10 protein-coding genes and 1 riboswitch are annotated in these 13,968 nt (G+C 40.2%); of the genes, 3 read left to right on the forward strand and 7 right to left on the reverse strand.

Going from position 1 to position 13,968, the window contains the following annotated elements:
* Nucleotides 1–339: 339 nt before the first annotated feature.
* The 4 genes from EP737_RS17045 to EP737_RS17060 all read right to left on the reverse strand — a co-directional run bounded on the left by EP737_RS17045 (nucleotide 340) and on the right by EP737_RS17060 (nucleotide 5,592).
* Nucleotides 340–1,104 carry a MerR family transcriptional regulator gene (locus EP737_RS17045; protein WP_129729166.1) on the reverse strand — a complete coding sequence of 255 codons (765 nt, stop codon included), beginning with the start codon at nucleotides 1,102–1,104 and terminating at the stop codon, nucleotides 340–342.
* Nucleotides 1,105–1,478: 374 nt separating this feature from the next.
* Nucleotides 1,479–3,362: an ABC transporter ATP-binding protein gene (locus EP737_RS17050; protein ID WP_129729167.1), complete on the reverse strand. Its 1,884-nt coding sequence runs from the start codon at nucleotides 3,360–3,362 to the stop codon at nucleotides 1,479–1,481.
* Entirely contained in the window at nucleotides 3,359–5,086 is a 1,728-nt protein-coding gene (locus tag EP737_RS17055) for an ABC transporter ATP-binding protein (protein ID WP_205650965.1), read from the reverse strand. Before EP737_RS17055 ends, EP737_RS17050 begins: the two co-directional genes overlap by 4 nt.
* Nucleotides 5,080–5,592, reverse strand: a complete 513-nt coding sequence (locus tag EP737_RS17060; protein ID WP_129729168.1) for a MarR family winged helix-turn-helix transcriptional regulator — start codon at nucleotides 5,590–5,592, stop codon at nucleotides 5,080–5,082. Before EP737_RS17060 ends, EP737_RS17055 begins: the two co-directional genes overlap by 7 nt.
* Before the next feature lie 235 nt (nucleotides 5,593–5,827).
* Nucleotides 5,828–6,135: riboswitch (cobalamin riboswitch) on the forward strand.
* Nucleotides 6,136–6,344: 209 nt separating this feature from the next.
* Here EP737_RS17060 and bluB point away from each other — a divergent pair.
* Nucleotides 6,345–6,986 (forward strand): 5,6-dimethylbenzimidazole synthase, encoded by a 642-nt coding sequence (gene bluB / locus EP737_RS17065; RefSeq protein ID WP_129729169.1) that lies wholly within the window; start codon nucleotides 6,345–6,347, stop codon nucleotides 6,984–6,986.
* Between the two features lie 191 nt (nucleotides 6,987–7,177).
* Here the strand turns inward: bluB and EP737_RS17070 are convergent, their stop codons facing one another.
* Nucleotides 7,178–7,486 (reverse strand): DUF4870 domain-containing protein, encoded by a 309-nt coding sequence (locus tag EP737_RS17070; protein ID WP_129729170.1) that lies wholly within the window; start codon nucleotides 7,484–7,486, stop codon nucleotides 7,178–7,180.
* A 245-nt stretch (nucleotides 7,487–7,731) separates the two neighbouring features.
* On the opposite strand from EP737_RS17070, the gene EP737_RS17075 reads away from it, so the two are divergent.
* A complete protein-coding gene (locus tag EP737_RS17075; protein ID WP_129729171.1) occupies nucleotides 7,732–9,039 on the forward strand; it encodes an MEDS domain-containing protein in 1,308 nt (435 codons plus the stop codon).
* A gap of 155 nt (nucleotides 9,040–9,194) precedes the next feature.
* On the opposite strand, the gene EP737_RS17080 is transcribed toward EP737_RS17075, so the two are convergent.
* Complete coding sequence (locus EP737_RS17080) at nucleotides 9,195–9,989, reverse strand: endonuclease/exonuclease/phosphatase family protein (protein ID WP_129729172.1); 795 nt, start codon at nucleotides 9,987–9,989, stop codon at nucleotides 9,195–9,197.
* 3 nt (nucleotides 9,990–9,992) lie between these two features.
* On the reverse strand, nucleotides 9,993–11,639 hold the full coding sequence (locus EP737_RS17085; RefSeq protein WP_129729173.1) for a PTS transporter subunit IIBC: 1,647 nt from the start codon (nucleotides 11,637–11,639) through the stop codon (nucleotides 9,993–9,995).
* Nucleotides 11,640–12,021: 382 nt separating this feature from the next.
* Here EP737_RS17085 and EP737_RS17090 point away from each other — a divergent pair, with 382 nt between their 5' ends.
* Nucleotides 12,022–13,689, forward strand: a complete 1,668-nt coding sequence (locus EP737_RS17090; protein WP_129729174.1) for a glycoside hydrolase family 13 protein — start codon at nucleotides 12,022–12,024, stop codon at nucleotides 13,687–13,689.
* Nucleotides 13,690–13,968: the final 279 nt, after the last annotated feature.

Here is a 13,968-nt window from a genome sequence, read left to right on the forward strand (position 1 = left end):
ATAAAATAAGCACGGAAATCCGGTTTTATGTTTCAAAAATGTGAATATTTTATAACATTAAGTAAAGATAACGTTTACAAATTTTAAAGCATAAGAAAAACGGACAAGGCCTGCCATTTTGGGCCTTGGGAGCTAGACATCACCCCGAAAAGTTATACTTATCTTGTAAAAAAAACTCGCCGACTAGCGATCCCTGCTCCCCGGGCGAAGACAGAGGCGTAGCCCTATTTATACTGTATTCCTAAAACTTCCGACTACGTCGAATTCACTTCTAGTTGGAAATTTATACTTTCCTACAATGAAAAAAAGCGACCGGCTTTCGCCAATCGCTCTTACTCATTATTTTTTCAATCCTGTATAAATATGAATCGCATCCCGCAAAAATAGAGCTGTTCCTGGTTGGTTTTTATCGTAGTACGCTGTAAACCTCTCATCGTCTACATACATTTGCGCAAGGCCTGCATGTGCTTCTTTCGTATAGCTATCCCAATAATAGCAGAGCCATTGCCGATGTAAATGTGCGGTTTTTTGGGCTAATTCTCCCGCAGGATCACCTGTTGCGAATGCCTCGGCTAATGTAGCTAGAACATCAGCGGCCAGTTTTTCTACTTCCGCATACTGCTCCTCTGTCATCCCTTTTACCTTTTGGTTAGATTTATCGACTTGCTCATCCCCATACTTTGCTCGAATCTCTTTCCCATATTTCTTTTCATTATCATCAATCAACTTTTGCTTAAAGCCTTCAAACTTTTCTTTATCTGTCATTGTTATACTCCCTTCCGCTGCAGCTATTGTTTTATCCACATTCGCAATTAATCGATCTAACTGTTCTCGTTTTACCAGAAGCTGCTCCCGATGTTCTTTCAGCGCAAGAGTGCTATCAAAGGATGGGGAGGTAGTAATCTTCTTAATATTTTCTAAGCTTACCCCTAGCTCCCGATAAAACAGAATTTGCTGAAGTCGATCAACCTCCTTTTGCCCATAAATCCGATACCCTGACGAATTGATTCTTGCCGGCCTTAGAATTCCAATTTCATCGTAATATCGCAGCGTCCTCGTACTCACACCTGCCATTTGGCTCAATCTTTGCACTGTGTATTCCATCTTCTCACCTCCTGATATAAACACTATATACCTTGACGTAACGTCAAGGTGAATAGGTTTTTGAAAAATAGTTTTAAAAAATGATGATTAGGAATTCAACAAGAAGAAAAAGGACCTTGTGTAGCCATTAGTCCTTTTATCTGAGTTTCTTGTTTAGTTAATTGACTTCCATTTTATTTCCAGCATCCCATAAACGATATGATCAACGTCATAGTCACACAGCCATTCTGCTTGTCTTATTTGTCGTTCAAATAGAAAACCTAGTCTCTCTGGAAAAGCTCTACTTTTGATACTTTCAATCCTATTTGACAAAGACAAAAAGACTGACGTCAAAAGATATATATCCTATATCCTCTGCATCAGTCCCTTATTTCTTACATAGCAGGCTCTTCTTCACCAAACTGACTGTTGTACAAGTCAGCATAAAATCCATTTTGCTGCAGCAATTCATAATGCGTTCCTTGCTCAATAACTGTCCCTTGATTCATTACCAAAATTAAATCCGCATCCTTAATCGTGGAGAGACGATGCGCAATAACAAAACTCGTGCGCCCTTGCATGAGTCTGGTCATCGCTTTTTGTATATGCACTTCTGTTCGCGTATCAACGCTGCTCGTTGCCTCATCTAAAATCATAATCGCAGGGTCTGCCAAAATAGCACGGGCGATTGTGAGCAATTGTCGCTGCCCTTGCGAAATATTAGATGCATCTTCATTAAGCACGGTATCGTAGCCATTAGGCAGCGTTCGAATGAAATGATCGGCATACGCCGCTTTTGCTGCCTCCCGTATCTCCTCATCTGTTGCATCCAATCTGCCATATGCAATATTCTCTCGAATAGTACCGTTAAACAGCCATGTATCCTGCAGTACCATTCCAAACATTGCCCGCAAATTTTCTCGTGATAGCTTGCGCGTGTCCACCCCGTCAATTGTAATCGCACCGCCCTTTAGTTCATAAAAACGCATGAGCAAATTGATGAGTGTCGTTTTGCCAGCACCAGTTGGGCCAACAATTGCTACGATTTGTCCTGGCTTTACATCCAGATTCATATCTTGAATGAGCAACGCATCCTCTTTATAGCCAAAGTCCACATGCTCAAATACTACATGCCCCTTCACTGTCGGCAGATTTGTTAGATTCGTTGCTTCTTTTACTTCCTCTTGTTCATCCAGCAATTCAAAAACGCGCTCTGCTGCAGCAATAGTTGATTGAATAATATTAGCAATATTTGCTGTTTGGGTAATCGGCTGCGAAAACTGCCTGGAGTATTGAATAAACGCTTGAATATCACCAATTGCAATAAAGCCCTTGGTCACATAAATCCCGCCGACAATACAGATGAATACATAGCCAAGATTGCTGACAAACATCATCAGCGGCATAATGATGCCAGAGATAAATTGGGCACGCCAGCCGGCATCGTATAGCTTTTCATTAACTTCATCAAATGTTTCTTTTGCCTTTTCCTCATGTCCAAATGCTTTAATAATTTGATGTCCGGTATACATCTCTTCAATATGCCCATTCAATTGTCCCAGTGACTTTTGCTGATTGGCAAAATACTTCTGCGAACGCAGCATAATTGGTTTTAAAACGAAAATCGAGAGCGCAATGGACACGACACTGATTAAAGTAAGCACCGGACTAATGGTTAACATCATAATAATAATTCCAATAATTGTAACAATCGAGGTGATAAATTGTGTAATACTTTGTTGAAGTGTGCTACCGATTGTATCAATATCATTTGTTACCCGGCTCAGCGTATCACCATGAGAATGTTCATCATAGTATTTCAGCGGCAGCCTTGATAGCTTCTCACTGACCTCCGTCCGTAAATCATACACAACCTTTTGCGAAACATCGGACATAATATACTGCTGCAGGTAGCTAAACAATGCACTGATAATATACAGCCCGACCAATAGAAGCAGAATATTTTTAATATAGGTAAAATCAATGGCTGCACCAGGAAGCCCTTTCCATTTCATCATGGCGCCTTCAAATAATTTTGTCGTGACCTTTCCCATCAGCTTCGGACCGACAATTAAAAAAATCGTGCTGAGAATCGCCGTGAGGAACACAGCCATTAAATGCAGCCGACGCGGCTGCAAATACGTGAGCAAACGGCGAAATGTGCCCTTAAAATCTTTGATTTTAGCACCTTGCACCATCATATTGCCGCCGGGACCAAAGCCTGGCCTAAAGCCGCCCGGATGACCGCCAGGACGCGGATGTTTGTCTGACGTACTCATGCACTTTCCTCCTCTGACAATTGTGATGCAACGATTTCGCGATATACCCCACATCGCTCAAGCAATTGTTCATGTGTACCAATATCTTCTACTTTTCCTTCATCCAACACAATGATTTGATCAGCATGCAGTACGGTGCTAACACGTTGAGCAACGATTAATACTGCCCTATCAACTGTTTCTATCTTTAAAGCACTGCGCAGCTTCGCATCAGTTTTAAAATCAAGCGCTGAAAAGCTATCATCAAAAATGTATAGCTCCGGCTTACGAACAAGCGCCCGCGCAATTGACAAGCGCTGCTTTTGACCGCCTGAGAGGTTTGTTCCACCTTGCGCAATAATGGATTCATAGCCCTCCTCCATTTGTTCAATAAAACCTGCGGCCTGTGCAATTTGAGCAGCATGTATAATCTCCTCGTCTGTTGCATCCTCCTTGCCATAGCGAATATTTTCACGGATGGTTCCTGAAAATAGCACTGCTTTTTGCGGGACAAAACCGATTTTAGATCGCAACTCCGTCTGCTTCATTTTCTGGATATTCACACCGCCTATACGAATTTCTCCCGCATCAATATCATAAAAGCGAGGAATTAGGTTTACGAGCGTGGACTTGCCGGCACCTGTCCCGCCGATAATAGCTGTTACTTGACCAGGCTTTGCTCGAAATGAAATCTCCGATAACGCAGGCATTTGCGCACCAGGGTAACGGAAGGTGACTCGGTCAAATTCGAGATCACCGCAGTTTTCATCCGCTGTTGCTGTAACGTCTGCATCAACAATGCTCGGCTCCATATCAAGTACTTCGTTGATGCGGGCTGCTGATGCGGCAGCCCGCGGCACCATAATAAACATCATCGAAGCCATAATGAGTGCAAACATAATTTGAGTCACATATTGCATAAACGCCATTAAGTCACCAACTTGCATACTGCCTGTATCAACGCGAAGTCCGCCAAACCAAAGAATGGCGACTGTCGTTAAATTGAAAATCAGCATCATTGCCGGCATCATATATGCCATAATTTTATTCACCCGAATAGAAACGCTCATGAAATCATAGTTTGCTGTTTCAAACCGCTTTTGTTCATACGGATCGCGATTAAAGGCGCGTACAACCCGAACTCCCATTAAGCCCTCGCGAAGAATTAAATTAAGCGTATCGAGTTTTGTTTGCATGACTTTAAAAAGCGGAAGCCCTTTGGACATAACAAGGAAAATCGTCAAAGCCAAAATTGGGATAATTGCTACAATTACAAGTGATAGCTTTGCATCCTTTGTCACTGCCATGATCACCCCGCCAACAAACATAATCGGGGCGCTAAGCACCATCCGCATGAGCATCACAAGCACTTGCTGTACTTGCGTAATATCATTCGTTGTTCGGGTAATAAGGGAAGCTGTTCCTATCTTGTCAAATTCCTGAAGTGAAAATGCCTCAACACGTGAAAAAACCCGTTTGCGCAGCTGTTTACCAAATCCCATTGCAGCCTTCGATGAAAAATAGCTGGCAACCACTGAACAAGCTGCCCCAATCGCCGCAATGAGCAGCATAAGAGCGCCGATTCGCAAAATATAGTTCGTATCTCCTTTTACAACACCGGTATCAATAATATCTGACATTAATGTTGGCAAATAGAGATCAGACATGGACTGGATGAAGACAAGCACCAGCACTCCCGCAATCATCCCAGCAAATGGCCGTAACTGACGAAATAGTTTTAACAACGAGCATCCTCTCCGTTCTCTGTCGTTTCTGTATCTATCATCAATTCATACAATTGCTGGTGGAGTTCTAATAATGTGTGGATGGATTCCTCTGATAATTGCGACAGGACACCCATCATTTTTTGATATACTCCATTTGGCTCATTATGCATAAGCAGTACTTGCTCTCTGCCAGCCTCAGTTAATTCAAGCTCTACCTCTCGACGATTTTCTTCCGGGATGCTGCGCTTTAGAAATCCTAGCGTTACCAAGCCATCGACACTTGTGCTCAGCGTACTTTTCGGAAATAGCAACCGTTCGCCCAAACTCTTTTGCGAAATCACTTGTGCAGGGAACATTGCTTGTAAAATCAAAAACTGCGGCATACTCAAGTTACTGTTTTTGATGCTCGCCTGCCCCCATCGTCCAAAGTTTCGTTGAATCCTCCAAAAAGATCGCAACACTTGAATGGTTTGTTCTAATTGTGGGTTATTTTCATTCATATGCTCCCTCTCTTCCTTGTTCATATTTGAACCATTCTAATAAAAACTGTTCTAAAAAGGATAATTAATCTAATGAATTAATTGTATATGTAACATCCAAAATATGCAAGGAAATAACGCTAGTTTGCTTATCTTCCCTTTCATTATTCTTGTAAGGATTCACTGCACAAACCGTGAAGATTATATGCTAAAAATCATTGTTGATGATATGTAACAATTAGCTTGCGAACCATATGTAACCATAGTTTATAATGAATGAAACGAATAAAAATATAAAAGTGCTCAAGACAGAATCTGTTACGAGATAATAGGGAAGTTGGTGAAAATCCAACGCAGCCCCCGCTACTGTAAACGTTAAAGAAAACTCGCCAATTGGCAAGCCCTGCTCCCTGGGCGAAGACAGAGGCGCAGCTCTACTTACACTGTATTCCTAAAACTTCTGGCTACGTCGCATTCACTTCTAGCTAGAAATTTATACCTTCCCACAGTGTGAAATAGCATTGCCCGGAAAGAAAGACAATCGGGTAGTTACGAAGCCAGGAGACCTGCTTTTATATACTAGTTCCAATTTCTTCGGTGGGAAGGAAAGGATTTCATACGTATATTGATAGAATCTCCCCATATTCTGTCAATATGCTTATTTGAAAACCTTAGCTTCAATGGTTAAGGTTTTTTGTATTACATACTCCTTTCACGCAAGAAGAGCATATCAGCTGCTATTAAGAAACTTATACCTTTCCGTACAAATACAAATAAGACTAGGTGGTGTTGAAGCTTTGTTTACTCATGAAGAAAAAGATGCGATTTATAAAGTAATAGAAAAGAGAAGAGATATTAGAAGTTTTCTCCCTGACGCGGTGCCGCAGGAAGCAGTGGCACGTATATTAGAAGCTGCGCATCATGCACCTTCGGTTGGATTTATGCAGCCTTGGAATTTTATTTTAATCCAATCGGATGAACTGAAAAATCGCTTAGCTTGGGCCGCAGATAAAGAAAGACGGGCACTTGCGATCCATTATGAACAAGATGAGCGGGCCGCAAAATTCCTTAATCTCAAAATTGAGGGCATGAAAGAGGCGCCTTTAACAATCTGCGTTACATGCGATCCTTCCCGGGGAGGCTCGCACGTACTAGGTCGTAATTCGATTCCTGAAACTGACATCATGTCAACCGCCTGTGCTATTCAAAATATGTGGTTAGCCGCTTGTGCTGAAGGGTTGGCGATGGGCTGGGTGAGCTTTTATAAAAAGTCGGATATTCGAGACATTTTAGAAATTCCTCCTCATATTGATCCAATAGCTTTAGTTTCTATTGGATACACGGACACATATCCGACAGCTCCTATTTTAGAAACAGCGAACTGGGAGAAAAGGCGGGCATTAGAGAAGCTTATCTTTCATGAAAAATGGGGACAGTAAAGAAAACTCGCCGACTGGCAAGCCCTGCTCCCTGGCAAAGACAGAGACGTAGCCCTACTTATACTTTATCCCTAAAATTTCTCGCTACGTCGAGTTGGCTTCTAGCTAGAAATTTATACATTCTTAAATATGTAATACAAAAGCAAAACGGGTGTCTCAGCGTGGAGACACCCGTTTCTTTCTATTAATTATTAGGCAAACAATGCACCAATAATCGGATAGCGGAATGGACGGTCATCCAGCGCACGGATAATGCCCATAATCGGAGCAATCAATGCCATCAGTCCAAACACGATAAGAAATGGTATGCCAATCAAAATCCAAGAAAAGAATATTGAAATGGAAATCAAGACACCCATAACAAGGTGAAAAATTACTGCCTGCAGCGATAAGCTTTTTACTTCTCGATTTGAGCTAAGAAAATATACGATAATAGGAACTAACACCGGTGCAAACCATGTGCTAGCATGAACAAGGATCTTAAGTCCCTTATGTTCCATTTGAGCTGAACTCCTTTTTAATTATATTTTGTTTTGCTATATTTTTATTATACAACAGTTCATAGCTCAAGTTCATAAGACCTAAGACTGATTTTTTATCAATCACCTTAGTAATTTTTCATACCAGCTTGGATGAACGCGAAAGTGGAAAAGATTATTCCTTTAAAAGTCGATGTATTTTAAGTATAATTTAATTGAATAGTCAAAAATGTATACATTTTATATTTCTTCTACAGGAGATACAAATGAAATATGATTTTGTAAAATTAAATGAAATAATAGAGCTATCAAATGGTGGTCATATACTATATGTTTATGAAGATACAGAATGTTATGTAAACAATGCAGTGTCGTATATAGTTAGCGGTCTCGAGCAAGAACATCATCTATTGGTGGTAGATAATCGGGAACTATTACTACTTATTAATCAAAAACTGGAAAACATCCTTCCCGAGGAAAAGCTAGCCATGGTACATTACACAGATAACCTTGATTTTTATCAGATGCATGGAAATTTTGATGTGGAGAGCATTGTAAATCATTTTGAGCAAATATTAGAGCCTTTTTTCAAGAAAGGCATCTCTATCCGTACATGGGCACATGTTGATTGGAAAGAACAAGATAATATAGCTTCCATTCTTAAAGAATTTGAAGATCGGGCAGATTGTTGTGTAAAAGATGCAGGACTCGTTTCTGTTTGTGCTTATGACGCTCATACGCTAACTGTTCCTCTTCAAATGGATTTAATGCGCAGTCACGAATATTTCATGACAGACAAAGAACTTACTCGGTCTTACTTGTATAGAAATACAAAAAAAACAGTGATTTTCCCTTCGCTTTCTGTCCAAACTAAAATGCAATCGGAAATGGATTTATATAAGCAAAAACTAGATTTTGTACATGTTGTATCCCACGAGGTGAGAAATCCTCTTACTGTAATCAAAGCATATTGTTCTATCATATTAGAGCAAGGATTGAATTCCATCGAAGAGAACCTCAATAAAATTAAAGATATAAGAGACTATGTCGATGTAATTGATAATGAAATGAATCATATTATTCATACAGAACAGATGCTGTCCAATGATTTGCTTTGGAAGAAAGAACTTGTTGAGCCATTACCTGTGATTCGAGACGTCATTGAATTTATGACCATTAAAGCACGTACGCAAAATCTAGAGCTTCAACATACGCTCGACTTGCAAGGTAACGAAAAGATGTATACGAATAAGATTGGTTTAAAACTAATTTTATCAAATCTCTTAAGCAATGCCATTAAATATAGTTATGAACAATCCATCGTTACACTTTCCGTTTTAGCTGCTCATGATAAAATTGTCATGAAAGTGAAGGATCATGGGATAGGAATGACTGAAGAACAAACAAGGGCATTATTTAAAAAATACGGGAAATTCAATCCTCATAAAAGCGGTTTGGGAATAGGCCTGTATATGGTAAAGGAACTTATCGACCATTTTGAAGGATTCATCCGCATAGATAGCCAGCTTGGTGCAGGAACAGAGGCTATAGTAGAATTACCGTTAAAGCAATAAGCAAAACAGGCTGTAGAGCAACTTGCTCCACAGCCTGTTTTACACTATAGGAAAGTATAAATTTCCAACTAAAAGTGATTCGACGTAGCCAGAAATTTTAGGAATACAGTGTAAGTGGGGCTACGCCAAATAGCGAGTTTTCTTTATAACAAACATTATTCTTCATCCACCAAAGCCTCTACCCCAAAATGATCAGAGACGACCGATCGATTTACATCGTTAAAAATCACTTGTGAATAGGCTACTTGGCACGGCTGATTCGTCAAAATCAAATCAATTCGCAAATCTTGCTTATTTTGATCCCAGCCGGCAATCTTTCCTTGCACCGTTACACCGCTATCCTTTTCCTTCGCAAGGCTATAAATATCGTACAAGCCATGCTGTATAAGATATTCATATCCCTCACCCTTCAAGTCGGCATGATTATTAAAATCACCCATCAGGAAAAATCGCTCTTCCCCCTGCACATGCTCAAGGAGAGATTTTGCTTGATGCACAAATGGTTCTTCCTCATCATGCCACCAGCCAAGATGACAGGAGTAGAAGGAAACCAGCTCCTCCTTATAACGTATGCTTGCACCAACAATCTTTCTTGTTTTCCACTTCATAATATCTTGACTTTGTGAAACGAAAAACGAATGCTTTCCTTCGATTGGATGCTTTGAGAGAATCGCAAGCCCTTCTTCATATGCCCCATAGCTAAAGTGAGAAAGATCCCATACATACTCGTAATCAGTAACACCAAGCCTTTGCAGTGCTTCCAGTAAAACAATAATATAATTGCCGCTTTTGACATTTTCTCGTACCACCTGTCCATCAGTAGGCTGGCTTACTTCCTGTAACGCAATCACATCATAAGCGTTTTCTTGAATAGCCTTCGCGAGAGTGTCAATTTTTCCAAGCTGATTCTCTTCCCGCCATGCATGGCAGTTTAATGTTAATAATTTCATTCTTTACGCTCCTAATCGGTCTTGAATGTCAGATTTTAATACATCCGCCTTCGGTCCGTAGATGGCCTGTACCCCCTTATCCTTCAAGATAAGCCCCAGTGCACCGTTTTGCTTCCACTGCTGCTCGGCGGCAACGCTATCAATATTTTTTACAGTTACACGTAAACGAGTCATACAAGCATCTACATCTTCAATATTTTCTTTTCCGCCAAGCAAACCAATAATTGTGGCAGCAAGGGAATCATCCCCAGTATTCTCAGCTTGGCTGCCTTGTGTTGCTGCACTTGTCTCTTCCTCGATATAGTTTCCTGCACGGCCAGGAGTTGCATAGTTGAATTTCTTAATGAGGAAGTTTGCTACAAAAAAGTTTAACGCAAAGAATACTGCACAAGCAATTAAAAAGTTAACCAAATCCAACCATAAGCCGGCCTTAATGCTCATTGGTGTACGTGTTAGCAGCTCAATAAATCCAAAGGAGTGAATACGAATATGAATCAAATCGACAACTGCAAATGCAAGCCCTGTCATAATTGCATACACAATATATAAAACAGGAGCGACAAACATAAACATAAACTCAATCGGCTCTGTTACACCTGTTAAGAATACTGCCAATCCCGCAGAAAGAAACATTGATTTATATTTCGACCGCTTTTCCTTATCAACATTTAGATACATCGCTAACGCAATCGCCGGCAGCGCTACAGTTGAAAGAATCATTTGTCCTACTTTAAAACGTGCTGGTGTCACATCATGCAATAATTGTTTGTAGCCCTCTGTATCCCCTGCTGCAAGCAAGTTATTTAAATCCGCAACCCAAGCAAGCCATAATGGGTCTTGCCCCGATACGATGCTTCCTGCATTAGACCCAGTTAAAATTTTATATGTGCCGCCTAGGTCTGTGTAGTTCATTGGAATCGTTAACATATGATGCAAACCAAACGGCAATAATAGACGCTCTAGCGTACCATAAATAAACGGAGCAATAAATGGTGCCGAACTGCGGGATGATGCAATCCAGTTCCCAAAATCATTTAAAATCCCTTGAATAAATGGCCATACGATAGATAATAAGAGAGCTGCTACAACAGAGCCGCCAATTACAACAAACGGTACAAAGCGCTTACCGTTAAAGAAAGAAAGAGACTGCGGTAACTTATCAAAGTTATAATACTTATTGAATAAGCTTGCTCCTAAGAAACCGGAAATAATTCCTACGAATACCCCCATATTTAATGCTGGCGCTCCAAGGACAGATGTGAAATAATCCTTTACTACTAATTCAGTTCCAAACAAAGAGGTAACTGTTGCATCAGGATTTGCTAACATCTCATTGTTCACCGAAAAAATAGCTCCTGTAATACGATTGATGAGGATAAAAGCAATCAACCCGGCAAACGCACCGCCTGCACGTTCCTTTGCCCAAGATCCCCCAATTGCAACAGCAAATAAGATATGCAAGTTTCCAATTAAACCCCAACCAATGTCCTCGACCACATGTGCAATCGATTCCACAATAGCCATGTCGCCACCCATCATACCAATTAACTTACCAATTGAAACCATCAACCCGGCAGCTGGCATCACTGCTACTACTACAATTAAAGCCTTTCCAAATTTCTGCCAGAAATCAAACGAAGCAAGTTTCATTTTCTACTAACCCCCAACTTTAGAAATCTCCTAAAACATTCTTTACAAGAAACCATAAAACAACAGTCCTTCCCAAAGGCAAACGGTTGCATGGATGTATTGTAATAAAAGTCGTATCATAAATCAACCCTATATCTATTTTTTTATTCCATAATTTTGAATCCTATCAAAATACAAAAACGCTGGAAAGGAACTTAAATACTTGCTGCGTACCAACGTTTACTGATACTTATTTCCCCTTCTTTTTGTAGAAAAAATTTTCACTATACAAAAAACACACAAGTATCTTATTTAGAAAAAAAATATTTTTAGCGCAAACGGTTGCCATCCATTTCGTAAATATGATAATCTGTGTGGTATATAGAGAGGGAGGACATTTTTTATGCAAAAAAAATGGTGGAAAGAAGCAGTAGCTTATCAGATTTACCCGCGCAGCTTTATGGATAGCAACGGAGACGGAATTGGTGATCTGCAAGGAATCATTTCTAAATTAGATTATCTGCAGGACTTGGGAATTGATGTGATTTGGATTTGTCCAATCTATAAATCTCCAAATGAAGATAATGGATACGATATTTCAGATTATCAAGATATCATGGATGAGTTTGGAACTATGAAGGATTTTGATCAGCTATTGGAAGAAGCTCATCAACGAGGAATGAAGATTATTATGGATCTTGTTATCAATCATACCTCAGCCGATCACCCATGGTTTGTCGAATCTCGTTCTAGCAAGGATAACCCAAAACGGGACTATTACATCTGGGCAGATCCGAAAGAGGATGGCACGGAGCCCAATAACTGGGAAAGTATTTTCAGCGGTTCCGCTTGGGAGTACGATGAACAAACAGCGCAGTACTATATGCATATTTTCGCAACAAGGCAGCCCGATTTAAATTGGGAAAACCCTAAAGTTCGCCAAGACTTGTATGCAATGGTCAATTGGTGGCTTGATAAAGGAATTGACGGCTTCCGTATCGATGCCATTTCCCATATTAAAAAGGTACCAGGATTCCCTGACCTGCCAAATCCAGAGAAGCAGCGCTATGTGCCTTCCTTAGACGGTCATATGAATCGTGAAGGTATTCATGTATTTTTAGAAGAGCTAAAGCAAGAAACATTTGATAAATATGATATTATGACTGTTGGTGAAGCCAATGGCGTCACACCGGCGGATGCCCACCTATGGGTAGGAGAAGAGCATGGAAAATTTAATATGGTATTCCAATTTGAGCATTTAGAGCTATGGGGCAGAAGTATCGAAAATACAATCAATCTTCCAGCGTTAAAGAAAACGTTTACCACATGGCAAAAAGGGCTTGAAGGTATCGGCTGGAACGCGTTATTCCTTGAAAATCACGACCAGCCTCGCTCTGTTTCCACATGGGGAAATGATACAGCGTATTGGGACCAATCATCCAAAGCTCTTGCAACGATGTATTTCTTGATGCAAGGAACACCTTTTATTTATCAGGGACAGGAAATTGGCATGACAAATGTCCAATTTCATTCAATCGAAGATTATAATGATGTTGCAATCAAAAACTTATATAAATTTGAATTAGAAAACGGAAAAACTCATGATGAAGTAATGGAAATTATTTGGAAGCGCGGGCGTGATAATTCCAGAACACCAATGCAATGGAACGCTGAGCCAAATGGCGGATTCACTACAGGAACTCCATGGCTCAAGGTAAACCCAAATTATCAGGAAATTAATGTACAAAGTGCACTTGAGAATCCCGCATCCATTTATCATTATTACAAAAACCTGATTCAATTGCGCAAAAACAATCCAGCCCTTATATATGGCGCCTATGATGTGCTACTAGAGGAAGACACACAAATTTATGCCTATACAAGAACATGGAAAAATGAAACGATACTCATCCTTACAAATATTTCTGATCAAGAGGCATGCTTTATCTTGCCTGCCAATATAGCATATACATCAGCCGAGCTATTAATGAGCAACCATGATACAGAAAATACGGATATTCAAAATGTATTGTTGCAGCCTTATGAAGCTAGAGTTTACAGACTAGTATAAGAATCACATACATGAATGACCGAGCAAGATTTTTTAAAGAAAACTCGCCGATTGGCGAGCCCTGCTCTTGGTCGAAGACAGAGGTGTAGTTGCACTTATACTTTGTTCTTAAAATTTCCGACTACGTCGAATGGTCTTCCTGCTAGAAATTTATATTTTCTTAAAGTGTAAAGAAAACTCGCCGATTGGCGAGCCCTGCTCTTGGGCGAAGACAGAGGTGTAGTTGCACTTATACTTCGTTCCTAAAATTTCTGACTACGTCGAATGATCTCCTAGCTA

It is taken from the genome of Ectobacillus funiculus, from assembly GCF_004138295.1.
GTDB classification, from domain to species: domain Bacteria; phylum Bacillota; class Bacilli; order Bacillales; family Bacillaceae_G; genus Ectobacillus; species Ectobacillus funiculus.